32 protein-coding genes are annotated in these 26,772 nt (G+C 61.7%); 16 read left to right on the top strand and 16 right to left on the bottom strand.

Translation table 11 applies throughout. The features are described from left to right. The first annotated feature begins 31 nt into the window (after positions 1 to 31). From AC1DYR_RS12030 to AC1DYR_RS11985, 10 genes are all read left to right on the top strand, one after another. Entirely contained in the window at positions 32 to 406 is a 375-nt protein-coding gene (locus tag AC1DYR_RS12030; protein ID WP_477648507.1) for an FmdB family zinc ribbon protein, read from the top strand. Further along, on the top strand, positions 406 to 1,035 hold the full coding sequence (locus AC1DYR_RS12025; RefSeq protein WP_457279653.1) for a DUF502 domain-containing protein: 630 nt from the start codon (positions 406 to 408) through the stop codon (positions 1,033 to 1,035). The genes AC1DYR_RS12030 and AC1DYR_RS12025 overlap by 1 nt, the downstream gene beginning before the upstream one ends. A 51-nt stretch (positions 1,036 to 1,086) precedes the next feature. Continuing rightward, the gene (gene aspS / locus AC1DYR_RS12020; protein WP_477648506.1) at positions 1,087 to 2,892 is read left to right on the top strand and encodes an aspartate--tRNA ligase; all 1,806 of its coding nucleotides are present in this window, start codon (positions 1,087 to 1,089) and stop codon (positions 2,890 to 2,892) included. 131 nt (positions 2,893 to 3,023) lie between these two features. Beyond that, complete coding sequence (gene nudB / locus AC1DYR_RS12015) at positions 3,024 to 3,470, top strand: dihydroneopterin triphosphate diphosphatase (protein ID WP_477705303.1); 447 nt, start codon at positions 3,024 to 3,026, stop codon at positions 3,468 to 3,470. 132 nt (positions 3,471 to 3,602) lie between these two features. After that, entirely contained in the window at positions 3,603 to 4,829 is a 1,227-nt protein-coding gene (gene clsB, locus AC1DYR_RS12010; protein ID WP_477705302.1) for a cardiolipin synthase ClsB, read from the top strand. A gap of 140 nt (positions 4,830 to 4,969) precedes the next feature. Continuing rightward, positions 4,970 to 5,692: a GTP cyclohydrolase I gene (folE, locus tag AC1DYR_RS12005; protein WP_477705301.1), complete on the top strand. Its 723-nt coding sequence runs from the start codon at positions 4,970 to 4,972 to the stop codon at positions 5,690 to 5,692. 2 nt (positions 5,693 to 5,694) lie between these two features. Beyond that, the gene (locus tag AC1DYR_RS12000) at positions 5,695 to 6,117 is read left to right on the top strand and encodes a BLUF domain-containing protein (RefSeq protein WP_348045618.1); all 423 of its coding nucleotides are present in this window, start codon (positions 5,695 to 5,697) and stop codon (positions 6,115 to 6,117) included. Between the two features lie 26 nt (positions 6,118 to 6,143). Further along, positions 6,144 to 7,025, top strand: coding sequence for an EamA family transporter (locus tag AC1DYR_RS11995; RefSeq protein ID WP_477705300.1), 882 nt, complete (start codon positions 6,144 to 6,146; stop codon positions 7,023 to 7,025). Positions 7,026 to 7,029: 4 nt separating this feature from the next. Further along, entirely contained in the window at positions 7,030 to 7,863 is an 834-nt protein-coding gene (locus tag AC1DYR_RS11990) for a DUF429 domain-containing protein (RefSeq protein WP_477705299.1), read from the top strand. A 181-nt stretch (positions 7,864 to 8,044) separates the two neighbouring features. Further along, a complete protein-coding gene (locus AC1DYR_RS11985) occupies positions 8,045 to 8,572 on the top strand; it encodes a thermonuclease family protein (protein ID WP_477705298.1) in 528 nt (175 codons plus the stop codon). A 172-nt stretch (positions 8,573 to 8,744) separates the two neighbouring features. On the opposite strand, the gene AC1DYR_RS11980 is transcribed toward AC1DYR_RS11985, so the two are convergent. The 7 genes from AC1DYR_RS11980 to AC1DYR_RS11950 all read right to left on the bottom strand — a co-directional run bounded on the left by AC1DYR_RS11980 (position 8,745) and on the right by AC1DYR_RS11950 (position 12,856). After that, the gene (locus tag AC1DYR_RS11980) at positions 8,745 to 9,059 is read right to left on the bottom strand and encodes a BON domain-containing protein (protein ID WP_477648500.1); all 315 of its coding nucleotides are present in this window, start codon (positions 9,057 to 9,059) and stop codon (positions 8,745 to 8,747) included. Positions 9,060 to 9,151: 92 nt separating this feature from the next. After that, entirely contained in the window at positions 9,152 to 9,703 is a 552-nt protein-coding gene (locus AC1DYR_RS11975) for a ferritin-like domain-containing protein (RefSeq protein ID WP_477648499.1), read from the bottom strand. Then, the gene (locus AC1DYR_RS11970; RefSeq protein WP_477705297.1) at positions 9,700 to 10,152 is read right to left on the bottom strand and encodes a hypothetical protein; all 453 of its coding nucleotides are present in this window, start codon (positions 10,150 to 10,152) and stop codon (positions 9,700 to 9,702) included. The genes AC1DYR_RS11975 and AC1DYR_RS11970 overlap by 4 nt, the downstream gene beginning before the upstream one ends. 24 nt (positions 10,153 to 10,176) lie before the next feature. Further along, positions 10,177 to 10,542, bottom strand: coding sequence for a hypothetical protein (locus AC1DYR_RS11965; protein ID WP_477705296.1), 366 nt, complete (start codon positions 10,540 to 10,542; stop codon positions 10,177 to 10,179). Positions 10,543 to 10,602: 60 nt separating this feature from the next. After that, complete coding sequence (locus AC1DYR_RS11960; RefSeq protein WP_477705295.1) at positions 10,603 to 10,986, bottom strand: glycine zipper domain-containing protein; 384 nt, start codon at positions 10,984 to 10,986, stop codon at positions 10,603 to 10,605. A 99-nt stretch (positions 10,987 to 11,085) separates the two neighbouring features. Beyond that, positions 11,086 to 11,250 carry a DUF1328 domain-containing protein gene (locus AC1DYR_RS11955; RefSeq protein WP_457279639.1) on the bottom strand — a complete coding sequence of 55 codons (165 nt, stop codon included), beginning with the start codon at positions 11,248 to 11,250 and terminating at the stop codon, positions 11,086 to 11,088. A 265-nt stretch (positions 11,251 to 11,515) separates the two neighbouring features. After that, on the bottom strand, positions 11,516 to 12,856 hold the full coding sequence (locus tag AC1DYR_RS11950) for a sensor histidine kinase (RefSeq protein WP_477648495.1): 1,341 nt from the start codon (positions 12,854 to 12,856) through the stop codon (positions 11,516 to 11,518). 130 nt (positions 12,857 to 12,986) lie between these two features. On the opposite strand from AC1DYR_RS11950, the gene AC1DYR_RS11945 reads away from it, so the two are divergent. Then, positions 12,987 to 13,619 carry a response regulator gene (locus AC1DYR_RS11945; RefSeq protein ID WP_007867910.1) on the top strand — a complete coding sequence of 211 codons (633 nt, stop codon included), beginning with the start codon at positions 12,987 to 12,989 and terminating at the stop codon, positions 13,617 to 13,619. A 2-nt stretch (positions 13,620 to 13,621) separates the two neighbouring features. Here AC1DYR_RS11945 and AC1DYR_RS11940 read toward each other — a convergent pair whose 3' ends face one another. Beyond that, complete coding sequence (locus tag AC1DYR_RS11940; RefSeq protein WP_477648494.1) at positions 13,622 to 14,002, bottom strand: response regulator; 381 nt, start codon at positions 14,000 to 14,002, stop codon at positions 13,622 to 13,624. A 357-nt stretch (positions 14,003 to 14,359) separates the two neighbouring features. On the opposite strand from AC1DYR_RS11940, the gene AC1DYR_RS11935 reads away from it, so the two are divergent. Beyond that, the gene (locus AC1DYR_RS11935) at positions 14,360 to 16,372 is read left to right on the top strand and encodes an AsmA family protein (protein WP_477705294.1); all 2,013 of its coding nucleotides are present in this window, start codon (positions 14,360 to 14,362) and stop codon (positions 16,370 to 16,372) included. A gap of 31 nt (positions 16,373 to 16,403) precedes the next feature. Here the strand turns inward: AC1DYR_RS11935 and AC1DYR_RS11930 are convergent, their stop codons facing one another. From AC1DYR_RS11930 to gpmA, 3 genes are all read right to left on the bottom strand, one after another. Continuing rightward, complete coding sequence (locus AC1DYR_RS11930) at positions 16,404 to 17,168, bottom strand: HesA/MoeB/ThiF family protein (protein WP_477705293.1); 765 nt, start codon at positions 17,166 to 17,168, stop codon at positions 16,404 to 16,406. Positions 17,169 to 17,255: 87 nt separating this feature from the next. After that, entirely contained in the window at positions 17,256 to 18,695 is a 1,440-nt protein-coding gene (locus AC1DYR_RS11925; RefSeq protein ID WP_477705292.1) for a S41 family peptidase, read from the bottom strand. A 197-nt stretch (positions 18,696 to 18,892) separates the two neighbouring features. Beyond that, complete coding sequence (gpmA, locus tag AC1DYR_RS11920; protein ID WP_477705291.1) at positions 18,893 to 19,636, bottom strand: 2,3-diphosphoglycerate-dependent phosphoglycerate mutase; 744 nt, start codon at positions 19,634 to 19,636, stop codon at positions 18,893 to 18,895. A gap of 125 nt (positions 19,637 to 19,761) precedes the next feature. Here gpmA and AC1DYR_RS11915 point away from each other — a divergent pair, with 125 nt between their 5' ends. From AC1DYR_RS11915 to AC1DYR_RS11900, 4 genes are all read left to right on the top strand, one after another. Beyond that, complete coding sequence (locus AC1DYR_RS11915) at positions 19,762 to 20,172, top strand: rhodanese-like domain-containing protein (RefSeq protein WP_477666087.1); 411 nt, start codon at positions 19,762 to 19,764, stop codon at positions 20,170 to 20,172. Positions 20,173 to 20,319: 147 nt separating this feature from the next. Then, positions 20,320 to 20,583 carry a glutaredoxin 3 gene (gene grxC / locus AC1DYR_RS11910; protein WP_477686020.1) on the top strand — a complete coding sequence of 88 codons (264 nt, stop codon included), beginning with the start codon at positions 20,320 to 20,322 and terminating at the stop codon, positions 20,581 to 20,583. Positions 20,584 to 20,861: 278 nt separating this feature from the next. Next, entirely contained in the window at positions 20,862 to 21,326 is a 465-nt protein-coding gene (secB, locus tag AC1DYR_RS11905) for a protein-export chaperone SecB (RefSeq protein WP_477648487.1), read from the top strand. A gap of 47 nt (positions 21,327 to 21,373) precedes the next feature. Beyond that, positions 21,374 to 22,390 carry an NAD(P)H-dependent glycerol-3-phosphate dehydrogenase gene (locus AC1DYR_RS11900; protein WP_477705290.1) on the top strand — a complete coding sequence of 339 codons (1,017 nt, stop codon included), beginning with the start codon at positions 21,374 to 21,376 and terminating at the stop codon, positions 22,388 to 22,390. 116 nt (positions 22,391 to 22,506) lie between these two features. Here AC1DYR_RS11900 and AC1DYR_RS11895 read toward each other — a convergent pair whose 3' ends face one another. The 5 genes from AC1DYR_RS11895 to bioB all read right to left on the bottom strand — a co-directional run bounded on the left by AC1DYR_RS11895 (position 22,507) and on the right by bioB (position 26,755). Beyond that, positions 22,507 to 22,836 (bottom strand): cupin domain-containing protein, encoded by a 330-nt coding sequence (locus AC1DYR_RS11895; RefSeq protein WP_457279628.1) that lies wholly within the window; start codon positions 22,834 to 22,836, stop codon positions 22,507 to 22,509. A gap of 94 nt (positions 22,837 to 22,930) precedes the next feature. Next, positions 22,931 to 23,395 (bottom strand): N-acetyltransferase family protein, encoded by a 465-nt coding sequence (locus AC1DYR_RS11890; RefSeq protein ID WP_477705289.1) that lies wholly within the window; start codon positions 23,393 to 23,395, stop codon positions 22,931 to 22,933. A gap of 193 nt (positions 23,396 to 23,588) precedes the next feature. Further along, positions 23,589 to 24,437 carry a pantoate--beta-alanine ligase gene (gene panC, locus AC1DYR_RS11885; RefSeq protein ID WP_477705288.1) on the bottom strand — a complete coding sequence of 283 codons (849 nt, stop codon included), beginning with the start codon at positions 24,435 to 24,437 and terminating at the stop codon, positions 23,589 to 23,591. 35 nt (positions 24,438 to 24,472) lie between these two features. Beyond that, the gene (gene panB / locus AC1DYR_RS11880) at positions 24,473 to 25,375 is read right to left on the bottom strand and encodes a 3-methyl-2-oxobutanoate hydroxymethyltransferase (RefSeq protein WP_477686017.1); all 903 of its coding nucleotides are present in this window, start codon (positions 25,373 to 25,375) and stop codon (positions 24,473 to 24,475) included. Positions 25,376 to 25,732: 357 nt separating this feature from the next. Continuing rightward, positions 25,733 to 26,755: a biotin synthase BioB gene (gene bioB, locus AC1DYR_RS11875; protein WP_477648481.1), complete on the bottom strand. Its 1,023-nt coding sequence runs from the start codon at positions 26,753 to 26,755 to the stop codon at positions 25,733 to 25,735. Positions 26,756 to 26,772: the final 17 nt, after the last annotated feature.

Here is a 26,772-nt window from a genome sequence, read left to right as displayed (position 1 = left end):
CCGGGGACAGCCCCTCAAAGCCTTAAGCACTATGCCAATCTACGCCTATAAATGCGAGTCCTGTGGGCATGCCAAGGACGTTCTGCAAAAAATCTCCGATGCACCCCTCTCGGTGTGCCCGCAATGCGGCGAACCCGCATTCAAAAAGCAGGTCACGGCGGCGGGTTTCCAGCTCAAGGGCTCGGGCTGGTACGTGACGGACTTCCGCGGCGGCAACAGCACAGGCGTGCCCGCGCCCAAGACTGACGGCGGCGAAGCCGCCACTGCCAGCGGCAACGGGGCGGACAGCAAGCCGGCCGATTCCGGTGCAGCCGCGCCGGCAAGCACCGCAGCAGCCCCCGCTCCCGCGCCAGCCGCACCCGCCAAGGCTTCGGCCAGCGACTCCTCTTCCAAGACTTCCTCGTGATGGCTTCGATCCGCCGATGGCTTCTGGCCGGACTGTTGGTGCTGGTGCCCCTGGCCATCACGCTGTGGGTGCTCGACTGGATTGTTGGCACGCTGGACCAGACGCTGCTGATTCTTCCCGGCGCCTGGCATCCCGACAAGCTGCTGGGTTTCCATATCCCCGGTTTCGGCGTGCTGCTGACGCTGCTGATCGTGCTGCTGATGGGCGCGGTTGCCAGCAATTTCTTCGGCAAGAAACTGGTCCGCTGGGGCAACTCATTCCTGAGCCGCATTCCCATCGTCCGCTCCATCTATTCCAGCGTAAAGCAGGTCTCCGATACGGTGTTTTCGGAAAACGGCAATGCCTTTCGCAAGGCATTGCTGGTGCAGTGGCCGCGTGAAGGTGTCTGGACCATCGGCTTTCTGACGGGACTGCCCGGCGGCGATGTGGTCAATCACCTGCAGGGCGATTACCTGAGTGTTTATGTACCCACCACGCCCAATCCCACCGGTGGCTATTTTGTGATGCTGAAAAGAAGCGACTGCATTGAGCTCCAGATGAGCGTTGATGAGGCTTTGACCTACGTGATTTCCATGGGCGTCGTGGTGCCCTCCAAACCTGTACCGCGGCCGCTGACCCCTCCCCTTTAAACGGCGAAAATTGCAACACTGCGCGCGAGGCGCTGAAAGTCCGAGATTTTTATGGCTATCGTTTCCCAAATGCGTTCGAACTATTGCGGTCTGGTGACCGAGGCCTTGCTGGGCCAAACCGTGAGCCTGTGCGGCTGGGTCAATCGCCGCCGCGACCATGGCGGGGTGATTTTCATCGACCTGCGCGACCGCGAAGGCTATGTGCAGGTGGTCTGCGACCCGGACCGCGCTGATATGTTCAAAACCGCCGAAGGCGTGCGCAACGAATTCTGCGTGCAGGTCAAAGGCGTGGTGCGAGCCCGCCCTGAAGGCACGACCAACGACAACCTCAAAAGCGGCAAGGTCGAGGTGCTGTGCCACGAACTGATCGTGCTGAACCCGAGCGTGACGCCGCCGTTCCAGCTTGACGACGACAATCTGTCGGAGACGACGCGCCTCACGCACCGCGTGCTGGACCTGCGCCGCCCCTACATGCAGAACAACCTGATGCTGCGCTACCGCGTGGCCATGGAGACGCGCAAGTTCCTTGATGCCAACGGCTTCATCGACATCGAAACCCCGATGCTGACCAAGAGCACGCCCGAAGGCGCGCGCGACTACCTGGTGCCCAGCCGCGTCAACGAAGGCATGTTCTTCGCGCTGCCACAAAGCCCGCAGCTGTTCAAGCAGTTGCTCATGGTGGCGGGCTTTGACCGCTATTACCAGATCACCAAGTGCTTCCGCGACGAAGACCTGCGCGCCGATCGCCAGCCCGAATTCACACAGATCGATATCGAGACGTCCTTCATGGGCGAACAGGACATCCGTGACCTGTTCCAGGGCATGATCAGCAACATTTTCAAGACCGTGCTCAACACCGACCTGGGTGAATTTCCGGTGATGGCCTACAGCGAGGCCATGCATCGCTTTGGTTCCGACAAGCCTGATTTGCGTGTGAACCTGGAGTTCACGGAACTCACCGAAGTCATGGCGACGGTGGACTTCAAGGTCTTCAGCACGCCTGCCACTACCGTTGGCGGCCGTGTGGTTGCCCTGCGCGTTCCCGGGGGTTCCGAAATGAGCCGCGGCGAGATCGACGGCTACACCGAGTTCGTCAAGATTTACGGTGCCAAGGGCCTGGCCTGGATCAAGGTCAATGACATCACCAAGGGCCGCGACGGCCTGCAAAGCCCCATCGTCAAGAACATCCATGACGCGGCGATTGCAGAAATCCTCAAGCGCACTGGTGCCCAGAACGGCGACATCCTTTTCTTCGGCGCCGACAAGGCCAAGGTTGTCAACGACAGCATCGGCGCGTTGCGCCTGAAGATCGGCCACAGTGAATTCGGCAAGAAAACCGGCCTCTTCACCAAGGGCTGGAAGCCGCTGTGGGTGGTTGATTTTCCGATGTTCGAATTTGACGAAGAAGGCCAGCGCTGGAGCGCGGTGCACCATCCGTTCACCGCACCCAAAGACGGGCATGAAGACTGGATGGACACCGACCCGGGCCGCTGCATCGCCAAGGCATACGACATGGTTCTCAATGGCTGGGAGCTGGGCGGTGGCTCGGTCCGTATCCACCAGGCGGACGTGCAGAGCAAGGTCTTCAATGCCCTGAAGATCGGACCGGAGGAAGCGCAGCAGAAGTTCGGCTTCCTGCTGGACGCATTGCAGTACGGCGCGCCGCCCCACGGCGGCCTGGCCTTCGGCCTGGATCGCATCGTCACCATGATGACGGGCGCCGAGTCGATCCGCGACGTGATCGCTTTTCCGAAAACCCAGCGCGCCCAGGATTTGCTTACGCATGCCCCGAGCCCGGTGGACGAAAAGCAACTGCGCGAACTGCACATCCGCCTGCGTAATCCACAGCCAGTTTAATGTGGCCCCCACGGTCGCTCGCTGCGCGTAGCTTCCTGCCCCGCGAGGGGGCGCTCTTTTCCTTGGGGCGGCCCGGCGGAAAAGCCTGTCGCTCACAAGCAAGCGCACGCATCTGAGTGACGAGGGGCAGCTTGAAAGCCTTCAAGATCCCCGAGTCTGTGCTGGTCGTTATTCACACACCGCAGCTGGACGTGCTGCTGATCGAACGCGCCGACAACCCGGGGTTCTGGCAGAGCGTCACGGGCTCCAAAGATACGGCGGGCGAACCCTTGCTGCAGACCGCGGTGCGCGAGGTGCTGGAAGAGACCGGCATCGCAGCCGCGCCCGGCCAGTTTCGCGACTGGGGCCTGTCCAACGTCTACGAGATTTATCCAGTCTGGCGCGCCAGGTATGCGCCCGGCATCACCCACAACACCGAACATCTCTTCAGCCTGTGTGTGCCTCAGGCCTGCGATGTGAAGCTCAGCCCCAGGGAGCACACCGCCTGGCAATGGCTGCCGCACTACGCCGCTGCCGACCGGTGTTTTTCCCCTTCGAATGCGGAAGCGGTGCTCCTCCTGCCGAAATTCATGGCTTGAGCCGCGCAGCGCGCAGGCGCAACACTTTGTGAGTTTGGCGTTTCACTGGATTGGCAAACATCGGCCAGTCGGTTCAAATGGAATAGACCTTCCCGCCAACTCTCCACACTTCCAGGAAAAAAGCCGCTGGCCATGTTTCCACTCCACAAGTCCGGTGCGTTGCAACTGCTCCAGGGCGGCCGGGACTTTTTCCCTGCACTCGTCAAGGCCCTGGACGCGGCGCAGACCTGGATCCAGCTGGAAACCTATATTTTTGATTTCAACGGTGCCGGCGCGGATGTCGCCGAAGCACTGGTTCGCGCGGCCCGGCGCGGCGTAACAGTGCAGGTGCTGGTCGACGGCATAGGCACCGGTCCCCTTCCGGCCGAGTGGCGCGAAAAATTCGCGGCGTCGAAAGTCGACTGGTGCGTGTACTCGCCCCTGGGGACGGGCCTGAGCCGCCTGGGCCTGCTGCTGCCCGAGCGCTGGCGCCGGCTGCACCGCAAGCTCTGCGTGGTGGACCAGCACACGGTGTTTTGCGGCGGCATCAATGTGCTCGATGATTTCTACGATCCCAACCACGGGGAGCTCCAGACTCCGCGCGTCGATTTCGCCGTGGCTGCCACCGGCCCGCTGGCGCAGGAGGCCGCCGATGCCATGGCGCTGCTGTGGTGGCGTGTGCAGGCCGGTTACAGCGCGCGGCAGCGTCACATGGCCGCCGCATGGGAGAAGTTCAGGGCGGCGGGGTACGGCGGGCGCACCGGCGCCACATCGCTCGTGGTGGGTAACGGGTCTGGCGTTGCCGGCCCCAAGGCAGCGCTGATCCTGCGCGACAACTTGCGTAACCGTAGCAGCATCGAGCGCGCTTACCGCAGGGCCATCGGCAGGGCGCACCGGGAAATCATCATTGCCAACGCCTATTTCCTGCCGGGCGGCAAGCTGCGGCGCGCCCTCATCGGGGCGGCCAGACGCGGTGTGCGTGTTACCTTGCTGCTGCAGGGGCGCTACGAGTACTTCATGCAATACCATGCGGCCCGGCCCTTCTACGGCGCCCTGCTGGAGGCCGGCGTGGAAATCCATGAATACGAGGCCGGCTTTCTGCACGCCAAGGTGGCCGTGGTGGACGGGCATTGGGCCACCGTGGGCTCCTCCAACCTGGACCCCCTGAGCCTGCTGCTGGCCCGCGAGGCCAATGTGGTGGTTGAGGACAAGGCCTTTGCCGAAAGCCTGGCGGGTATTGTGCGCGAGGCCATGGCGAAACAGGGGCGGCGCATGGAGCCGGCCGACCACAGCCATCGTCCTTTTGGCCTGCAGCTGCGAGGCTGGATAGCCTATGCCCTGGTGCGGCTGGCGCTGCTGGTGGCAGGCCAGCGCTATTGAGGCCCCTTGAGCCAGCCCGGCCTTCATGTCGTTAGCTATTAATTTGATAGCTGCTCGCGCTCATGAGGAAAGGGCTGGAGGCCAAAAACCTTATCAAATTCCGGACAAGACGGTTTAGGGGCAGGCTGGTAATATCTGGCATGCTTATGAAATCCGATACGCCCCCCCAGGACGCGACCGACGAGGGCACGCCCGTCTCCGTCAAGATCCGCGAACGCCTGGCCCAGGCTCGCAAGCGCTTTCACGCCAACGACAACATCGCCAAGTTCATTGAACCGGGCGAGCTCGAAAAGCTGCTGGACGAAGTCGAAGTCAAGATGCAAGGCGTGCTCGACAGCCTGGTGATCGACACCGCCGGCGACCACAACACCCACAACACCGCGCGCCGCGTGGCCAAGATGTACCTCAACGAGGTGTTCAAGGGTCGCTATGTGCATGCGCCCACCATCACCGAGTTTCCCAACGCCGAGCACCTCAACGAGCTGATGATCGTCGGCCCGATCACGGTTCGCAGCGCCTGCTCCCACCATTTTTGTCCCGTCATCGGCAAGATATGGATCGGCGTGCTGCCCAATGAGCACACCAACGTGATCGGCCTGTCCAAGTACGCGCGCCTGGCCGAATGGGTCATGGGTCGTCCGCAGATTCAGGAAGAAGCGGTGGTGCAGCTGGCCGACCTCATCATGGAAAAAACCCAGCCCGACGGCCTGGCCATCGTGATGGAGGCCAGCCACTACTGCATGGCCTGGCGCGGCGTCAAAGACATGGACAGCAAGATGATCAACTCGGTGATGCGCGGTGTGTTCCTGAAAGATTCCACCTTGCGCCGCGAATTCCTTGCATTGATCCCGCAGAAAGGCTGACCATGCTCGTTCGTTTACTTTATGCAAGCCGCGCAGTCGACACCAGCCCCGAAGCCATCGAGGGCATCCTCTCGCAATCGCGCCAGCACAACCCCTCGTCCGGCATCACCGGCATCCTCTGCTACGGCGGCGGTATCTTCCTGCAGGCCATCGAAGGCGGCCGCATGGCGGTCAGCGAGCTGTTCGGCCACATCCAGCAGGACGCCCGCCACAAGGACGTGATCCTTCTGCATTTTGAGGAAATCTCCGAGCGGCGCTTTGGCGGCTGGACCATGGGCCAGGTCAACCTGTCCAAGCTCAACCATTCCATCCTGCTCAAATACTCCGAAAAAGCCGAACTCGATCCGTACTCGGTCTCCGGCAAAGTCTCGTTCGCACTGCTCGAAGACCTGATGGCGACCGCCTCTATCTGCGGCAGGGTTTGAGGCCCGCGTACCGCCAGGCCTGACGCGTGTCTTTAGGCGCCCTGGCCCTCGTACTTCTCGCCGGACTGATTCACGCCAGCTGGAACATCGCCGCCAAGAAGGCCGGCGGTGATGCCCGCTTTGCCGCTTTTACCGGCGTGGTGCTGCTGGTGGCGTGGGCGCCGCTGGGTATCTGGTTCGGCATAACCGAGCTGCCGCGCTGGGGTTGGGCGCAATGGCTGCTGCTTTGCGCCAGCGCCTTGCTGCACACCATCTATTACATTGTCCTGTTGCGCGGCTACCGCAAGGCGGACCTCACCGTGGTCTATCCGCTGGCGCGGGGCTCGGGGCCGCTGCTGTCGTCGCTGGCCGCCATCTTGCTGCTGGGCGAGCAGATTTCCGCGCTCGGTGTTGCCGGTATCGCGGGTGTCGTGGGCGGCGTGTTTCTGGTCGCCGGTGGGCCGGGCCTATGGCGCGCCTCGCACGACCCGGCGCAGCGCCAGCGGGTGCGCAGGGGCATGCTCTATGGCTTGCTGAGCGGCGCCTTTATCGCCAGCTACACCGTCGTCGATGGCTATGCGGTCAAGATCATGCTGATGTCGCCGATCCTGGTGGATTACATGGGCTGCCTGCTGCGCATGGTGGTGCTGGCACCCGCCTTGCTGCGCGACCCCGCTGCGGCCAGGGTGTTGTGGAAGCAGCAATGGAAGTACGCGGTGTTTGTCGGTGTCGTCAGTCCCGTGTCCTATGTGCTGGTGCTGTACGCCATGCAGACCGCGCCGCTGTCGCATGTGGCGCCTGCGCGCGAGGTGTCCATGTTGTTTGCCGCGCTGATAGGCGGCCACTTGCTGGGCGAGGGCGACCGTGCCTTACGCCTGATCGGCGCCGCCTGCATTGCGGCGGGCGTGATGGCGCTGGCGCTGGGCTGAGACCATGATTGAGGCCGCGATGACGGTGCCCTTGCTGCTCGGCTGCGATTTCTCCAGCAGCCCTACCCGAAAAAAACCCATTGTTTTAGCCCTCGGGTCTATGTTTCATGGGCGCTGCGTGCTATCAAAAATAGAGCGGCTGGAGTCCCTGGCGGCGTTCGGGCACTGGCTGCAACAGCCCCAGCCCTGGCTGGGCGCGTTTGATTTTCCATTTGGCCTGCCGCGTGAACTGGTGGCGCATCTGGGCTGGCCGATGCAGTGGGAAGCCTGCATGCACCACTATGCGGCCTTGAGCCGCGAAGACATCCGGAGCACCTTTGCCGCCTTTTGCGACGCGCGGCCAGTGGGCGGCAAGTTCGCCCATCGTGCCGCCGACGGCCCGGCCGGCTCCAGCCCTTCGATGAAATGGGTCAACCCACCCGTGGCCTACATGCTGCACGCCGGTGTGCCGCGTTTGCTCGCGGCGGGCGTGCACCTGCCGGGCCTGCATGACGGCGACACCCAACGTGTGGCGCTCGAAGGTTACCCAGGCCTGCTCGCGCGCGAGGTGCTGGGCAGCCGCGCTTACAAAAGCGACGACAAAGCCAGGCAGACGCCCGAGCGGCTGATTGCACGCAAAGACCTGATCACCGCGCTGGAGAACGGCCAAACGCGTCTGGGGCTGCGCCTGAAGGTCAGCCACGCGCAGCGCGACCTGCTGGCCGACGACGCCAGCGGCGACAGCCTCGATGCCGTGCTGTGCCTGATGCAGGCGGCCTGGGCGGCGCAGCAGGGTGCGCCCCGCTACGGCTTGCCGGTGGAAATGGATGCGCTGGAAGGCTGGATCGTTACAGCGTGATCAGGGCGGGAATGAAGCTGTTTATTTGTACAGTATATTCAGGGCTTCTCGCTCCTCTTTAATGCGCGCCGGCGACGACAGCACGGAAACGAAGCGGCCGATCTTCAGTGTTCATCAAGATTTCTGCCTCCAGGTCAATATTGGCGGGCGCAAACAGCTATCAATTTAGTAGCAAATTAACGTGACGAAAAATTCCGCAGTCCAGGCCGTGGGCGTGTTCTTTCTGGTGGCGCTCATGCATGGGAGCGTGTCGGCGCGCACGGCCTCGCCTCCCGTCGCGGCCTGGCCCGGGATCGTCACCTATGTGGTGGATGGCGACACCGTCCGGGTGCGCCCGGTAGCGGGGGGTAAACCGGTCAGCATTCGTATCCAGGGTATTGATGCGCCGGAAATCTGCCAGCCGGGCGGGGCCCTCGCGCGCGATGCGCTGATGCGCCGGCTTCTGGGCAAGCGTGTGGCGGTGCATGGCCAATACCACGACGACTACGGCCGCCTCCTGGCCAAGGTGGTGTTCAGCGGAGAAGATGCCGGCAAATGGATGGTCGCAAACGGTATGGCGTGGTCCTACCGCAGCCGCGGCAATGCAGGTCCCTATGCCCGGGCGGAAAAGCGTGCCCAAGCCGCAAGGCTGGGACTGTTTGCATCGACAAAGGGCGCGCCGCCTGTGTATCCGGCGCTGTTCCGCAAGCAGCATGGAAGTTGCCACTGAAAAGACCCGGGCCTGGGACTTGCAGGAAGACTGCTGCAGGCTCCAGGCGCCGCAGTGGCCGCAGCGGCCGCATCGCCGCCTGGTCACAACGAAAAAAAGCAGGCACAGATTATCTGTAGCCTGCTTTTTTTAGCCACCTGCGCGGTGGCCCGGCTTGTTCAGCCGCTTACGCTCAAGGACGAACGACGATGTCGTTACGCACACCCTTGACGTTCTTCACATTGCGGGCAATGTTTTCGGCCTGGGCTTTTTCAGCGCTGGACTTGGCAAAACCGGACAGCTGAACGGTGCCATTGAGCGTTTCCACCTTGATGGAGGACGCGGCAACGGTTTTGTCCTCGACGAACTTGGCCTTGACTGACGTGGTGATGGCAGCATCATCAACATAAGCGCCAGCAGTTTCCTGACCACGCCCAACGGCGCAGCCGCTGCCGATGATGGTGATGCCTGCCAGTGCGGCGAATGCAATTGCGCGAGCGTATTTCATATTGTTTTCCTCTAAGTTGATTTAATCGTCTGGTGCATGGTTAAAAAGGCCTGTCGACTGGCGGCACCACGCCGGCCGACCTGCGGTAATCGTTATTTCTCCAGCCAGTCCTTGAGCTCGTCGGCATGCTCTTCCTCATCGGCAAGAACATCTTCGAGCAGGCGGCGTGTCGTGGGATCCTTGTCGCCGATCAGCGCAATCATCTGGCGATAGGTTTCAACCGCGATGCGTTCGGCGATCAGGTTGACCCGCACCATGGTTTTGAGGTCGTTCGATTCGTCGTAATCCGCATGGCTGCGCTGCAACAGAGTGGCCGGCGAAAAGTCCGGCTCGCCTCCCAGCTGCACAATGCGCCGGGCAATGCGGTCCGCATGTCCGGATTCTTCATTGGCGTGGACCAGGAATTCGTCGGCGATGGGCGGTGACGACACACCGCTGGCCGTGAAGTAGTGCCGCTTGTAGCGCAATACGCAAACCAGTTCTGTTGCCAGTGCGTCATTCAGCAGCTTGACGATCGCATCGCGGTGCGGCCCGTAGGCCGGCGTGATCGCGCCGTCATTGAGGCTGTTGCGGGCCGCGTTCAGCCCTGTTTCGTCAAGCGCCAGCTCCTCTGGAGCGGTGCGGGAAAGCGTGGAGGTGTTCATCGTGTGTAGGGTGTTTTTTCAGGCTTGTGCGGCGCGCCAGACAACATGGACAGCAAGGTGCCCGGGAGTTCGGACGTCTTGAGGGCAGCCAGCAGCAAGCCGCCAAGTGATACCAGTCGCCATGGCCGCAGTACGACCGCTGCGGCGCCTGCCGCGGCTGCAATACCCAATAGCTGTAACGGTTTTTCTTCGGCGTACCGGTCAATCATCGGCCGGGCAATGTCAACCGCAACGCTCACAGGGTGATGCCGCCACCAGCTCCCCAAAGCATGTTTGAGAACGCCCCAGGTTCCGCGGTCGAGAAAGTGCGCCGGATCATCCTCCGGGCCGGCCTCTGGATTGCCCGGGTTTTCCTCCTGGTCCAGTTTTTCCCGGCTCATGTGCCGGACAATGGCCTTGCGGCTACTGGCCAGTCTTTCCTGTGGCGTTGGGGCGGTGAGGGTAGACATTGTGGTTTCTGCCGGCTCGCGGGCTCAGGCGGCCATGCGCAATGCACGTGCGTCGCTGTCGATCTGGGCTTTCAATTCGGGAAAGCGTTCATTCGCGAAAGGTTTTCTGGCCCGCAGTGCCGCCCCGATGGCGATGGCCAGCGCAATGCCCGGAACCATCACCAAGGCCCAATGAAACTGGTTTTGAAGCGCCCCCAGCATGACGGCTGTTCCTGCGAGCCCCACAAATACGGCAGCCGCCAGCACCGCAATCACCCACGCCACAGCCCGTGCAACCAGCTCGGCACCCGCATCGGAAGCCTCTTCATGAAAGAGCGCCGCGTAAGCAGAGACATGGTCCATGACGAGGTCAGGCCGCTGCACGATGGTGGAAAACAGGGGGTGAAGCATTGGGTGGGCGAATCTGCGTGCGGGGGGGTGTACCGGGAAAAGGGGGCGGGAGCCTGGCGATCAGTAACGGTTTTGGTTGCGATGGCGTGCAGACGACACCAGCAGCGCGATGCCGGCGCCGACGGCGGCGGCAATCAGCACCGAACGCAGGGGTTGCTCGGCAACATAACGGGTGGTTGCACCTGCGGCATTGGACAGCGACTGTTGCGCGCGATGCTTGGCTTCAGAGGCGATCTCGAGACTCTGACGGGCAAGGTGCTGGGCCTTGGACGCCAACATGTCCACGACGGGATCCACACTGCCGCGCAGTTCGCGCACTTTGGTTTCTGCCTTGTCAAATGCCTCGTTGGCATAGCTGCGGGTGGAGTCAACAGCTTTTTCTGCGTTCTGCAGCAACTCATCCGAGCTTTGGCGGGCAGTCTTGGTGGCGGTTTGGGTATTCATGTCAGGTCCTTGGTGAGTTGAGTGAATGACGATGGAGATGCAAGGAGAGAGCGCGCCGCTCGCTCGTAAAAAGCGTTCGGCACTCTCGGAATGGCTGGATCAATTCTTTCGGAGCAAGCTGATGACAAAGCTCACGATGGCCATGACGGCGAAGATGAAAAAGAGGATCTTGGCGATCTCGACGGCACCTGCGGCGATGCCACCAAAACCGAACACGGCAGCGATCAGCGCGATGATCAGGAAAACGACGGAGTAGTGCAGCATCTCGGGCTCCTTGCTTGGCTAAAAGGGGGTGGTGCTTCTTTTGAAACGCCTTCAGCAAGGTTAATGAGTGCCTTCAATTTCCTTCATCGGCTGCCAGCGTGTGCCCCTGTCAGTTCGAGCGGCCACGCCCTGTAGGAGGTGGCCGACATTTTGTTACGCTGGCAGCGCAGCACGTGCCTCGAAAAGCTGAGAGATGTTGAGCCCTTTGGCGGGCAGGGCAGGGCATGGCAGCAGGCGGGTTGCTTGCGCCGCGTTCAAAGACTGGTCACAGTGTTTTGGGCAGCACTGCTGAAATTCGCGTGCCGTCGCCTTCTGTGCTCGATACCGTCAGCCGTCCGCCTGCGGCTTCGACGCGATGGCGCATGCCGGCAAGGCCATGGCTTCCCGGGCCCACGCTCTCAAGCTTGAAGCCTTTGCCGTTGTCTTTGACTTCCACCGTGATGTAGCTGTCGAAATTGTGAAGGCTTATCTCTGCTTGCCTGGCTTCCGCGTATTTGCCGATGTTGGTCAGTGACTCCTGCACCAGCCGGTAGATGGTCAGCTGCGCCGAGCCGCCGAGTTCCACAGGCTCCAGATCGGTGGTGATGGAAAGTCCTGAGCGTTCTTCAAACTCGCGTGCGAGGATCTCGAGAGAGGCGACCAGCCCCAGGTGCGACAGCGAGGACGGCCGCAGGTCTTCCACAATGCGGCGTTTCAGCGCAATGCCGCTGTTAAGCGTGTTGGTCAGGTGCGTCAGCCGTTCAGCCGCTTCCGGCAGATTGCCTGCCAGGCGGGATTTCAATCGGGCCACATCCAGTTTCGCGGCAGTCAGAAGCGCGCCCAGTTCGTCATGCAGTTCACGCGCCAGGTGACCCCGTTCGTCCTCGCGCACGTTTTGCAGGTGGGTGGCGAGCTCGGCCAGGTTGGCGGTTCTTTCACGTACCTGTATTTCGAGGAAGTCGCGCTCGCGTTGCAGGGATTCCTGCTCGCGCCGGCCGGAAGCGAGCAGCGCCTTGGTTTGAAGGAGGTACATGTAAAAAGCCAGCAGGCCCGCCAAAGCCATGGCCGCAATGCCGATGCGGGAGAGCTCCAGCGCTTTCTTGATCTGAACCTGCCCCTGTTCCATTTTGCTGACGCTGTTGGAAGCCAGTTTCGCGGACTGCGCGCGAATCGCCTCCATGTGCTCCTTCCCGACATCCGTGGTCAGGACAAATTTCCAGGCGTCCTCGTTGCCTTCCTTGCGCATGCGTACGCTCAGGTCCATTTCGGCCAGCTTGCGCGAAACATGCCTGGACATGACGCCGAACTCTGAAAGTTGCTCCTGATAGGGGGTGAACAACCGGCGCAAGGCATCCAGGTTTTGGTCGATATCGGCCAGGGCGGAGTTGTAGGGCTCGAGATATCGAACATCTCCGGTCAGGAGGTAGCCGCGCTGCCCGGTTTCCGCATCCAGCATGTGCTGCATCAACCGGTTGATGGCGCCGCGGGTTTGCTGGGCCTCTTCAATACTGGCCGCCGCCTCCGTGGATTTCTGGAAGCTTGCCTCATTAATGAAGATGAGAATGGCGGCAGCCAGTACCGCCAGGGGTAGGCTGATGGCCATTTTTGGGATCGCAAATCGTTTCACGGCAAACTCCGTTCAGTAATTCGGTGAGAATTTCGTCAATAATGAACACTGAAAATCAATGCGGATGTCCTGCAGGCCATCTTTTTCATTGCGTTGCCCGCTTGCGCAGACCTTATAGAAAGACAGCGACATGATCAAAATTGGAATTGTGGACGACCATGCCATTGTGCGTTCTGGACTCAAACAGTTTTTTTCCGACCAGGTAGACCTGCGCGTCGTGGGGGAGGCCGGCAGTGGCCGCGAGGCAATTGATCTGGTGCGTAACGTTGAGCTGGATATTCTGGTCATGGACTTGTCCATGCCTGGGCAAAGCGGCATCGATGCGCTGGCCATGATTCGCGCCAAGGCGCCTGATGTCGGCATCCTCATTCTGAGCGGTTATCCCGAAGAGCACTATGCGGTCAACCTGATTCGCCAGGGCGCCAGCGGTTACCTGAACAAGGAATGCGATCCATCCGAAATTGTGGATGCGATCCGCGTGATTTCGCTTGGAAAACGCTACATAACCCCGGCGGTGGCAGAGCTCCTTGCGCAGCAACTGAACCGGCCCAACGACGTGGCCTCCCACGAACAATTGTCCGAGCGGGAGTTCCAGGTTTTTCTCAAGCTGGCCAAGGGTGAAACCGCAGGCGATATTGCCAAGGCGCTTTCGCTGAGCGTGAAAACCGTGAGCACTTACAGGACGCGTGTCATGGAAAAAATGAGCCTGTCGTCCAACAGCGACCTCACCTACTACGCGCTCAAGAACAAGCTGATCGATTGAGTTCAATCTGAAATGGTGCTCTGCTGGATGCAATAGTCCACCAGGGCATCGATTTCGTTGGACTTGTCAAAAACGGCATCAACGCCGAGCTGGGCACATCTTTGGCGGATGTCTGCAGTAGCGTAATTGCTGAGGACTACGACTTTTTGCGTGGAGGGGCGATCGCGGCAGGCAGCCAGCACACCCAAACCGCTTCCCTGTTTGAGAAACAGGTCAACAATCGCCAAATCCCAATCGCCGCTGTTCTCGACAAGCCAGGCCTTGCCTTCGTTTTCAGTTTCGGCCGTGCCTACCGCGTTAATGCCTGCCAATTCCTCAAGCGTCCCGATCAGATTCTCTCGAATGGTGGGATTGTCTTCTACGATGTACGTTTTCAGTCTCACTGCTCGGGTCCAGGTGGGAAGGCTACGTGCTTCTCGGAAATATTACAAAAGGCTCAAGAACGCGGTGTCCTTGTTTCCTAATGTATCTTTTTATTGTGGCCCATTCTGCCAGTGACCAAGGGTAGTGCCTGTAGGAGGTTTCCTACGACCCGCTCGAAAAAACTGTAGGCACATGCCCACAGCGTCTCATGGCGCTTGCCGACTGCCCTCTGGAGTGAGCTGTCGCACATTTGAATGTGATTCTCTGTAGTTCAGCGCGCTTCGCTTGCTTGCATGGTGATGGACATTGCCGGTAGCCGCGCATTGTTGGCCATTACAGACTGCCTTTGCAATGGTTTGAACGATTCCTCCCCCAGCATGAACAACATCTTGTCCCCATCGCCTCTTCTGCGTAGAACACTCATAGGCATTGCCGTATTGGTGGCGGTTCTGGTGCTGGTTGCGGTGTTTTTTCCGTGGGACATGCTTCGTGGCCCGATCAATCGTCACGTATCCGAGCAACTCGGGAGGCGCTTTGAAATTACCCGGCACCTGTCGGTCCAGCTCGGACGTACTGCGACAGTCAAGGCCGACGGGGTGGAAATCGCCAATCCCGAATGGGCCAGCAAACCCTATCTGGTGACGGCAACCACCGCAGAATTTGATATCCGGCTGTTGCCGCTTCTTTTTGGCCGGGTAGAGTTGCCCAGGATTGTGCTGACCGAGCCGCAGATAGGGCTCCAAATAGAGCCCGATGGCCGCCGGACCTGGGCCTTGTCGCGGGATACGTCCGATGAAGGATCCGTTCCACGAATCGACGCGTTGGTCATTGACCGCGGCACGGTTGACTATCAGGCTGCAGCGCAAGGCGCCAATATCCATGTTCAGTTCTCACTGGCACAAGAAGCAAATGAGCAGTTACCCCTGAGCTACAAGGCCACCGGAAAATGGAAAAACGAGTCCTTCAATGCGACTGGCCGCACCGGCGGCGTACTCCAGCTGAGCAAAGACCTCGAAGCGCCGTTTCCGGTAGAAGTGAGCGCCGTAGCCGGCAAGACCAGCCTCAAGGCCAAAGGCTCGGTGTCCAATCTCGCGGAGCTGGCCGGCATCGACGCGACCTTCGACCTGCAGGGACGCAACCTGGAAGAACTCTACAAGCTGGTGGGCGTTGTGCTGCCTTCAACACCGCCCTACAAAGTCCGGGGCAAACTGGCCAGGCATGGCAAGGTGTGGGCCGCCAGCCAGATGCAGGGCGTTCTGGGAGGTTCGGATATCAATGGGGCGCTCAGTTTTGACCAGTCTGCTGCCGTGCCGCTTCTGACCGGCAAGGTCCAGTCCAGGCTGCTTGATTTTGCCGATCTCGCGCCCGTGATCGGCCTTGCGCCATCAGGGAAGGCCGCACCTGCCAGTGCCGACACACCCGTCGCCAGGACTGACAGCGATTCGGTGGCGGCACCGGGCAGAAAAACGGTGCCCGCTGCGCGCAAGGTTCTGCCTGTCGCAGTGCTTGATGTGACGCGGTTGCAGGCGATGAACGCCGACGTGATTTATTCTGCGGCTGATATACGGCATGTGAAAGTGCTGCCGCTTGACAAGGGCAGCGTTCATGTCCAGCTGAAAGCCGGTGTTTTGCAACTCGAACCGATCTCGCTGGGCATTGCAGGCGGTACGGTGGCAGGCAGTATCCGCATCGACTCCAACCCTGTGCCTGCGGTTTTCACGACACGGTTGGACCTGCGGGCCGTGCAGCTCAACCAGCTCTTTCCTGCCGTTGAAACGACCAGGAGCAGCCTGGGCAAGGTCAGCGGCCAGCTGGACCTGAAAGGGCGTGGAAATTCACTGGCGCAAATGCTGGGCACCGCATCCGGCGACGTCGCCGTGTTGATGGGCAAGGGCGAGATCAGCAATATCCTGCTCGAGTTCATGGGCCTGGACGGCGGAGAGGTTATCAAGTTCCTGGTTCGTGGTGACCGCAATGTGCAGTTGCGCTGCGCTGCTGCGGCTTTTGCAGTGAACAAAGGCCTGATGACCACCAAAACGATTGTGCTGGATACGACAGATACGGTGATCAACGGTCGCGGCACGGTTAGCCTTGCCGATGAGACCTTGGACCTTGTTCTGGATCCGGCCCCCAAAGACCGCAGCATACTGAGCTTGCGGTCTCCCCTGAAGATTGGCGGTACCTTCGCCTCCCCATCGGCTGGCCCCGACAAGGGAGCCCTCGCGGGACGTGCAGCCGTTGCTATCGGACTGGGCGTGATCAATCCCTTGCTGGCATTGGCCGCTACCATTGAAACCGGACCGGGCCAGGACGAAAACTGCGCAGCGATTCTTGCGAAGGCCGCAGCGTCTGCTGCCGGTTCGCGGATGCCGGCATCGGCCACCAGATAAGGTTTCCCCGCAGCCTTTCGGCCGGATTTTTTCAGGGAATTTTTTTGACCCCGCCGCCGCAGACTGCGCATGCCGCATGGGGCGCAATTTTCATCTCGCTCCATTCCATGTGCTTGCCGTCCAGCATCAACAGCCGTCCGGTCAACGACCCGCTGATGCCGCAGATCAGCTTCAGGGCTTCGGCCGCCTGCGTGCTGCCCATGATGCCGACCATAGGCGCAAAAACGCCCATCGTCGCGCAAAGGGCTTCTTCCAGCTGGTCTGATTCGGGAAACACGCAGGCATAGCACGGCGAATCCTCACGTCGTGAATCGTAGACGGAGATCTGGCCGTCAAAGCGGATGGCTGCACCCGATACCAATGGCTTGCGGTGTTTGACGCAAGCGCGGTTGATGGCATGGCGCGTGGAGAAGTTGTCCGTGCAGTCCAGCACAACATCGGCGTCCCGGACCAGCTGATCGAGCAGTGCGCCCTCTGCGCGCCGGGTAACCGGGGTGACCACGACGTCGGGGTTGATGGCCGCGATGGACTGGGCAACGGATTCTGCCTTGAACGTTCCGATGCGAGACAGGTTGTGGGCGATTTGCCGTTGCAGGTTGGTGGCGTCCACCCGGTCATGGTCAGCGATGGTGATGCGGCCGACACCGGCGCTGCCCAGATAAAGCGCGACGGGCGAGCCCAGCCCGCCCGCACCGACGATCAGCACATGCGACTGGAGGATTTTTTCCTGGCCTTCGATGCCGATCTCGTCGAGCAGGATGTGCCGCGAGTAACGAAGCAGCTGTTCGTCGTTCATGAGGGGAAACCGTTCAGGCTGCAGGACGGGCTGGCCCGGAAGGGGCGGGCGGATCCGGCGCAAGCCGGCTCCGCTCTGCGCATCGGCCTAGTTGTCTTTTTTCTCGTTTTTCGGTTCGACCACGGCTGTCTTGCTGACCAGCACGGGACGTCCCTTGAGCTTGTTGATCGCCTGAGCCAGCTGGAAGTCCTTGTCGCTACCCAGTTCAGGCGGGCGACGTTGCTCAGGTGTCTTTTTGGCTTCTTCTTCAAGGCGTTTCAGGGCCTCTTCGCGAGCCTTCTCGCGGCCGGTGTCTTTCACTTCAGCGCCCTGGCCGCTGTTGAGGTGTTTCTCAAGGTCGGCTTCGCGGGTGCGCAATGCGGCAAAAGGACTGCCTTCAGCGGTTTCATCGACCATGACGTCAGGCACGATGCCGCGCGCCTGGATGGATTTCCCGCTGGGCGTGAAGTAACGCGCCGTGGTGAGCTTCAGGCCCGTATCCGGCCCCAGGGGGCGGACGGTTTGCACCGATCCCTTGCCGAAAGTCTGGTTGCCCATGATGGTGGCACGCTTGTGGTCTTGCAAAGCACCCGCGACGATTTCGCTGGCAGAGGCCGAGCCTTCATTGACCAGCACCACCAGCGGCACGTTCTTGAGGGCAGCCGGCAGGCGCTTGAGCGGGTCGGCGCCGTTGCGGCGCTGGTAAAACTCCGGTGCAGCTTTGTAGGTGAATTTGCTTTCAGCCAGCTGGCCGTTGGTGGACACCACGGTGACGTTTTCAGGCAGGAAAGCCGACGAGACAGCGACTGCCGCATCCAGCAGGCCGCCCGGGTCATTGCGCAGATCCAGCACCAGGCCCTTGAGGTTGGGCTCCTGCTTGTAAATCTGCTCAAGCTTGGTCACGAAGTCGTCGACCGTGCGTTCCTGGAACTGGCTCAGGCGAATCCAGGCATAGCCGGGCTCCACCACTTTGCTGCGAACCGACTGGGTGCGGATTTCTTCGCGCGTGATGGTGACCGGGAAAGTGCGGTTTTCGTCCTTGCGGAAGATCGTCAGCAACACCTTGGTTTTGGGTTCGCCGCGCATTTTCTTGACCGCATCGTTGAGGCTCAGGCCCTTGACCGCCGTGTCATCGATACGTGTGATCAGGTCGTTCGGCTTGAGGCCGGCACGGTCCGCAGGAGAGCCTTCGATGGGAGACACCACCTTGACAAGGCCGTCTTCCTGGCTGATTTCGATGCCGACACCGACAAAACGGCCTGTGGTGCCTTCCCGGAATTCCTTGAACGACTTTTTGTCGAAGTAAACCGAGTGCGGATCAAGGCTGGCCACCATGCCGGAAATGGCGTCGGTGATGAGTTTTTTCTCGTCCACCGGTTCGACATAGTCGGTCTTGACCATGCCAAAGACGGCGGCGAGCTGCTGCAGTTCTTCCAGGGGAAGAGGTGCCAGACCGGCACGGGCCACGGCTTGCAGCTGCACGGTGGTGAGGGCTCCGGCCACGGCACCAATTGAAATCCAGCCTGCTATCTTGAGCTTCTGACCCATAGAAAATACCTTCGTAAACCTGTTGAAGAGCCCCTGCTCCCCCTAGGTGAAGCAATATACACCTTGGAGAAAGACCAGTCGCCACAGTTCCGCCATTCATGCGGCCTGGCGCCGCAAAAGAGCCAAAACGGGCAGTATTTACAGGACTTTTACAAGAATGGCTCCCGCAGGACTGCCAGGAGCCATTGAATTGCCCCTCAAGCCTTGCCTTGTGCACCCACGGCCGCCGCCGCCTTGGCCGCGGCCTCACTGTCACCGAGGTAGTAATGGCGCAAGGGCCGCAGTTCGGCGTTCAGCTCATAGACCAGCGGGATGCCGTTGGGAATGTTGAGTCCCACGATGTCGCTGTCGGAGATGTTGTCCAGATACTTCACCAGGGCGCGGATGGAATTGCCATGGGCGGCCACCACAATGCGCTTGCCTGCCTTGATGGCCGGTGCCATGGACTCATTCCAGAACGGCAGGACGCGATTCACCGTGTCCTTGAGGCATTCGGTCAGCGGCACCTGACCGGGCTGCAGCCTGGCGTAGCGCGGGTCGTTGCGTTCGCAGCGCTCGTCGGCGGGATCAAGCGCCGGGGGCGGCGTGTCATAGCTGCGGCGCCAGATCAGCACCTGCTCGTCGCCGAACTTTTTCGCTGTTTCGGCCTTGTTCAGGCCCTGCAGGGCACCGTAATGCCGCTCGTTGAGACGCCAGCTGTGCACCACGGGCAGCCAGGTGCGGTCCATTTCGTCCAGCGTGTGCCAGAGCGTGCGGGTCGCGCGCTTGAGCACGCTGGTGTAGGCCACGTCAAAGTCATAACCTTGGCTTTTGAGCAGTTTGCCGGCGTTTTTAGCCTGTTCGATGCCGGTTTCGGTGAGGTCAACGTCGGCCCAGCCGGTGAAGCGGTTTTCAAGGTTCCAGGTCGATTCGCCGTGGCGGATGAGCACGAGTTTGTACATGGTCGGGATGGTGGATTAGGGATGTAAAAGAAGGGAAACAGGGGCAATGGACAGTGCCGCAAGGGCGGTTTTGCCCCTCCATTCTAAAATCACGGGTTAGGTGAAAAATATACAAAGGGTACAACGTGAAATTTCTGATCGATAACTGGATGCTGATTTCGATAGCGGTCGCCTCGGGCGGCATGCTGGTCTGGCCCATGATTGCCAGCGGCATGAACGCCGGCGCGCTCACGGCCAGCGGCGCCGTACAGCTGATCAACCGCGAAAAAGCGGTGGTGGTGGACGTCAGCGAGGCCGATGAATTCGCTGCTGGCCATGTCACGGGCGCCAAAAACGTGCCTTTCAGCGAGCTGGAAGGAAAACTGCCCGCCACCGTCAAAAACAAGGCTTTGCCGCTGATTCTGGTGTGCGCTAGCGGTGCACGCGCCGGCCGCGCCGTCGCGGTCGCCAAAAAGCTCGGCTACGAGCAGGCCCAATCACTGGGCGGTGGGCTGAAAGCGTGGAAAGAAGCTAACCTGCCACTTGAGAAGGCCTGATCAGTTCGGTTCTGACCCCGTTTCCTGATCCGGTTTTTTGGCAGGCACGAAAGCTGCAATGCCATGGTTACCGGGCGTTGGCCCGGCTTTCACCCTGGCTATCCATTTTTCCTGCGCTGCGCGTAGACCAGCCCCTCCGGAGGAACCATGCAAACCGTCAAAATTTACACCACGGGTACCTGCCCTTATTGCATCCAGGCCAAGCAGATATTGAAGCAGCGCGGCGTCACCGAGCTAGACGAAATTCGTGTGGACATGGTGCCTGGTGAACGCCAGAAAATGATGGACATCACCGGCCGGCGCACCGTGCCGCAGATTTTTATCGGCGAAACTCACGTAGGCGGCTGCGACGACCTGATGGCCCTCGACAGCCGCGGCGGCCTGATGCCTCTATTGAATCCCGCCGCCTGATCTCTCTTCGCCAGCATGAACCCCCCGGAACCGGCTTCGCCGGGCCGGAGGGCGGGCGGCCCCCGAGGGGCTGGAGCCCGCGGCTCCAAGCCTGCCTGCGCAGGCTTGGACGGGCGACAGGGGTGAAGCGTCTCGCGAGCCGCGGCCTGCAAGGCCTCGGGAGCTACACGAAGTGAGCGACCGTGGGGGCCACATCCACGGGTCCATATAATCATTCGCTGGTCGCCGGCTTGCCGCGCATCTGAACCTCAACTTTCCCCCGTACCCGAAAGAGCACCATGGCTGAAGCCAATCTTGACCCCGTATTCCAGATCCAGCGCGTTTATCTCAAGGACGTGTCGCTGGAGCAGCCCAATTCGCCTGAAATCCTGCTGAGCCCGGAGCAGCCTGCGGTGGACATCCAGCTGGGCGTGGGCGCCACCCCCGTGGCAGACGGCCTTTTTGAGGTTTCCGTGACGGCCACCGTGCAGACGAAAATCGGCGACAAAACCGTGTTTCTGGTGGAAGCCAAGCAGGCCGGCATCTTTGAAATCCGCAATGTGCCCGATGACCAGATGGGTGCCATCCTGGGCATTGCCTGCCCGCAAATCGTCTACCCCTACCTGCGCGGCAATGTCGCTGACGTGATCCAGCGCGGCGGCTTCCCGCCTGTGCACATGGCTGAAATCAACTTCCAGGCCATGTACGAACAGCAGCAGTCCCAGGCCGCTGCCGAATCGGCTGCGCCCCAGATCATCGTTTAACGGCTTGCCGGGGTTTTCCCGGCAACTGTCTTCCTGCCCATCCACGCATGAAAATCCTGGTCATCGGTGCTGGCGCCTGGGGCACGGCTGTGGCCGTGAGCAGCGCCGCCCGCCACCAGGTCACCTTGTGGGCGCGCGATGCTGCGCTGGCCAAAGACTTGCAGGCCAGCCGCACCAATGCCCGCTACCTGCCTGGCGTTCCCCTGCCTGCCAGTCTGCGGCTGCAAGGCGGCGATGTACCCCTGGCAGAGGCGATTCAAGGGCAGGATCTCATCATCCTGGCAACGCCCGTTTCAGCGGCGCGCAGCATGCTGCAGTCCCTGCAGCACGCCAGGGTTCCGGTGGCCTGGCTGAGCAAAGGCTTTGAGGCGCCGCTCGATTCGGCGCCGCCTTCAGCATCATTTGGCCTGATGGTCCATGAAATACGGGCGCAAGCTGCTATCAATTTAAGAGCGGGCGTGCTCAGTGGGCCCAGCTTCGCCCTCGAAGTCGCTCGCGGCCAGCCGACCGCGCTGGTGGCTGCCAGTGAACATCCCGAAGTACGCGAAGCGCTGGTGGCCGCCTTTCACAGCGCCACCCTGCGCGTTTACGCCAATGACGATGTCGTGGGGGTGGAGGTGGGTGGCGCCGTCAAGAACGTGCTGGCCATCGCCACGGGGCTTTGCGACGGATTGCAGCTGGGGCTGAACGCCCGCGCTGCGCTGATCACCCGCGGCCTGGCCGAAATGACACGGCTGGGCGTGGCGCTGGGCGCGCGTGCTGAAACCTTCACCGGCCTTTCCGGCCTGGGCGACCTTGTGTTGACGGCCACCGGCGACCTGAGCCGCAACCGCAAGGTGGGCCTGTTGCTGGCCGAGGGCAAGACGCTGGCGCAAGCGGTGGATTCACTGGGGCACGTGGCCGAGGGCGTGTATTGCGCCCGCACCGTGGTGCAGCGCGCTGCCGGCTTGGGCATCGAGATGCCGATTGCACAAAGCGTGGTGGCCTTGCTGGACGGCAAGCTCAGACCGGCTGAGGCTGTGGCGGCGCTGATGGGGCGCGATCCGACTGCCGAACTGGCCTGACCACGCGATCGATTTTTCCGGTTCCCGTTTTTGCTATCGAATTAATAGCTTCTTGCGCATGTCCCTATTGGGCTAAGGCTCTAAAGCATCATTAATTCGCGAAGCAGGAGCCGACCCTACTTTCGCAAATGCAGCGTTACCAGCAGCGATGCATCCTGCACCGCGGTCAGGCCGTGTTCCACGCCGCCCGCCAGCCACAATAGCTGGCCTGCCTTCATGCGCTGGGTTTGTCCCTCTGCCGTGAAGGCCACTTCACCCTCCAGGCATTGCACGGTGATTTCGCCCTTGACCCGGTGCGAGGGCACCAGCTTGCCGGCCGGCACGATGAGGCGCATGACTTCCAGCTCATCGCTTTTGAACAGCGCGACGGTTCGGGCCTCCAGGAGCTTGCCCGCGAGCGGCTGGACGTCGATGAGTTGCCCGGAGGCGGCGTGGGGAATGGCCATGGTGAAACTCCTGCAAAGGTGGCGGCATGTGCCTGAACCTACTGAAAGCGTTATACCCCAAGGCCCGCACGGGCTGAAGCTGTGCTCGCGGCGGCTAAACCATTTTGTTGTACGCCAGGAAGACGTCGTCACGAATCCAACCCAGGGACTCATACAGCGCCTGCGCGGTGTGGTTGGTCCTGGCGGTGGTCAGGTCCAGCCGGGCAAAGCCGTGCTGTTTTGCGTGCAGGTGGGCGGCCTGCATCAGGGCGCGGCCGATGCCGCTCTTGCGTGAAGCGGGCGCCACATACAGGTCATACAGCGTGTAGATGGGCTGGGCGATCACCGAGCAGAAGCCGGGATACAGCTGGCAAAAACCGGCGAGCGGGCCGGCACCGGGTGCGCCTTGCGGCTCGGCCACCAGGATGACCGATTCGCGGTTTCGCATCCGGTTGCCGACGAAGTCCAGCGCCAGCGCGGCATCGGCGGGCTGTTCGTAAAACTGGCGGTAGGCGTCAAACAGCGCGGCCACGGCAGGCTGGTCGTCCAAAGTGGCAAGGCGTACGGAAAAAGAGGTCATGTCGGTCTGTCGAGAACAAAATCAGCCGGTCGGCAGCTTTTTTGTGAATAAAAGGGGCTACAGCCCAAGCAAAACCTGCGCAAGCAGCTATCAAAAAGAGAGCAAAAAGAGAGCACTGAGAGGGTGGTGAGAGCGCCAGGAGGGAGCCACACCAGCTGCCCGCGCGGGCGGTGGCCGGGGCGAGCGCCCGGGCCTAGATTTCCAGGTTGTCGATCAGCCGGGTGCTGCCCAGCTTGGCCGCGCCCAGCACCACCAGCGGCACGTCGGCCAGCGGGCCGTGCGGCACCTGCAGGTCGGCGCGGCGGCGCACGGTGAGGTAGTCGGGTTTCCAGCCGCGGCGGGCCAGCGCCTGCATGGCCTGGGCTTCCAGCGCGGGCAGGTCGGGCGTGCCGCCGGCGCGGGCGGCTTCGCCCAGGGCGCGTATCGCTTTGGAGAGTTCCACTGCCTCGGCGCGCTGGGTGGCGTTGAGGTAACCGTTGCGTGAGGACAGCGCCAGGCCGTCGTCGGCGCGCTGGGTTTCACCGGCCAGGATTTCGATCGGCAATGCAAACTGCCGCACCATGCGCTGCACCACCATCACCTGCTGGTAGTCCTTCTTGCCGAAAGCCGCCACGCCCGTGGGCATGCCGGCAAACACGCAGGAAAAGAGCTTGAGCACCACGGTGCTCACGCCGATAAAAAAACCGGGCCTGAAGTGACCTTCAAGCATGTCGCTGATGTCGGTGGCCGGGTGCACCTTGTAGCTTTGCGGCTCGGGGTAAAGGTGTTTTTCCAGCGGTGCAAACAGCACGTTGCAGCCTGCCTCTTTCAGGCGCTCGGCGTCGGCGTCCAGCGTGCGTGGGTAGCTGTCGAAGTCTTCATGCGGCGCAAACTGCAGGCGGTTCACGAAGATGCTGGAGACGCTCACGTCGCCCAGCGGCTTGGCCTGCCTGACGAGGGCGATGTGGCCGTCGTGCAGGTTGCCCATGGTGGGCACGAAGGAAGGGCGCTTAAACGGGCTGAGGGCCTCGCGCAGCTCCGGGATGGTGTGGACGATCTGCATCTTGTCTCCTGAAAGGGGCGTGCGTGAAGGGGCGGCTACCACGCGTGGGTGGCGTTCACCGGAAAGCTGCCGTCTTTCACGGCGCGCACATAGGCTTCCATGGCGCCGCGCACACTGGCGGTCTTGTTGTCCGGGCCTTCCATGAAATTGCGCACAAACTTCGGCATCTTGCCCAGGTTCATGCCCAGCATGTCGTGCAGCACCAGCACCTGGCCGGCAGTGCCGTTGCCCGCACCAATGCCGATGGTGGCGCAATGGGTGAGTTCTTGTGTGAGCGTGGCCGACAGGGCCGCAGGCACCATCTCCAGCACCATCATGGCGGCGCCTGCGTCCTGCAGCTCGCGCGCGTGGCGCGTCATCGTGGCAGCGGCTTCGTCGCCCTTGCCCTGCACGCGGTAGCCGCCCAGCGCGTGCACGGTTTGCGGTGTCAGCCCCAGGTGGGCGCAGACCGGGATGCCGCGCTCGACCAGAAAACGCGTCGTCTCGGCCGTCCAGCCGCCGCCTTCGAGCTTGACCATGTGGGCGCCGGCCTGCATCAGCACCGCGGCGCTGCGCAGCGCCTGCTCTTTGGACTCGTGATAACTGCCAAACGGCAAATCGCCGATCAACCAGGCCGTGGCCTGCGAGCGGCGCAGGCCGTTGGCCACGCATTCGGTGTGGTGGCGCATGGTCTCCAGGGTCACGCCGACGGTGCTGGTCAGGCCCTGGCAGACCATGCCCAGCGAGTCGCCCACCAGGATGCATTCCACACCCGCGGCATCGGCCACGGCGGCAAATGTGGCGTCATAGGCGGTCAACATGGTGATCTTTTCGCCATGCGCCTGCATCTCGCGCAGGCGCGGCAGGCTTACCGGCTTGCGCGCAGGCGGCGTGGCAGGCGTAGACGAAGGCGGCAGCGTGCCGTAGGGCGTGACGGAAGTATTGGCAGGTGTCGTCATGGGGCAGGTCCGGAATTTAGCGAGAGTCTAACCAGCTTCGCCGTGCTTTTTTGTGTCCGATTTAGAGAGTCCAGACAAGCCGTGCGTTTAAGAACCTGTTCACGGCCTAAACGGGGCCGCGCAAGCACCTTGTCGGGATGGGATGCAAGGCGCGGTGCGCTGCCCATAGCATAGCTATGGGTTAGCGCCGCAACGCCGCAGACCGCCCGAGAAGGCGCTTGCCCTCCGGGTTGGGGTGAAATCGGGCGATTGAGCCACCCAAGCCCTTGCATGGGCATTAGCCCATGCAGCGTTCCCGGTCGGCCCACTCATCCCGATTGCACCCCAACGCGACCCCGTTTAGGCCGTGAACAGGTTCTAACGCGCCTCAGGCGCAGACCGGCTCATGCCCAGGCGCTCGAGCAGCTTCACATCGGCCTCGGTGTCGGGGTTGCCGGTGGTGAGCAGCTTGTCGCCGTAAAAAATTGAATTGGCACCGGCCAGGAAGCACAGCGCCTGCACGCCATCGCCCATTTGCTGGCGGCCGGCCGACAGGCGCACGCGCGCCGTCGGCATGGTGATGCGCGCCACGGCAATCGTGCGCACGAATTCAAACGGGTCCAGGTCGGCCTGGTTGGCCAGCGGCGTGCCTTCAATTTTCACCAGGTTGTTGATGGGCACCGATTCGGGGTAGGGCGTGAGGTTGGCGAGTTCGGCCACGAGGCCGGCGCGCTGGCGTCGCGTTTCGCCCATGCCGACGATGCCGCCGCAGCAGACCTTGACGCCGGCGCTGCGCACGCGCGCCAGTGTGTCCAGGCGGTCCTGGTAGTCGCGCGTGGTGATGATGTCGCCGTAAAAATCAGGCGCGCTGTCGAGGTTGTGGTTGTAGTAGTCCAGGCCCGCGCTTTGCAATGTTTGCGCGTGGCCGTCTTCCAGCATGCCCAGCGTGGCGCAGGTCTCCAGGCCCAGCGCTTTCACGGTGCGCACCAGCTCGGCGACTTTTTCAATGTCGCGGTCTTTGGGTGAGCGCCACGCGGCGCCCATGCAAAAACGTGTGGCGCCCGCGGCCTGCGCACGCTGGGCGGCAGCCAGCACTTCGGCCGGCTCCATCAGCTTGCTGGCTTCCACGCCGGTGTCGTAGCGCGCGGCCTGCGGGCAGTAACCGCAGTCTTCGGCGCAGCCGCCGGTTTTTACCGACAGCAGTGTGGCGAATTCGATGTGCGTAGGGTCGAAGTTTTCGCGGTGCACCGTTTGGGCGCGATGCATCAGTTCCGGAAAAGGCAGGTTGAACAGCGCTTCGATGGCGTCTACGCTCCAGCGCTCGGCGCCGGCCTTTTCAGCTGGCGATGGCTGAGGGCGCGGGCGGTGGAGCGTAATGGTTTGTTCTGCAACGTGGGACATGGTTCTCTTTCCTTTCG

This window comes from Polaromonas sp. P1_F9 (assembly GCF_056405615.1).
The sequence above is the reverse complement of the archived record's forward strand: the minus strand, read 5'-3'. Positions and strand labels throughout refer to the sequence as shown.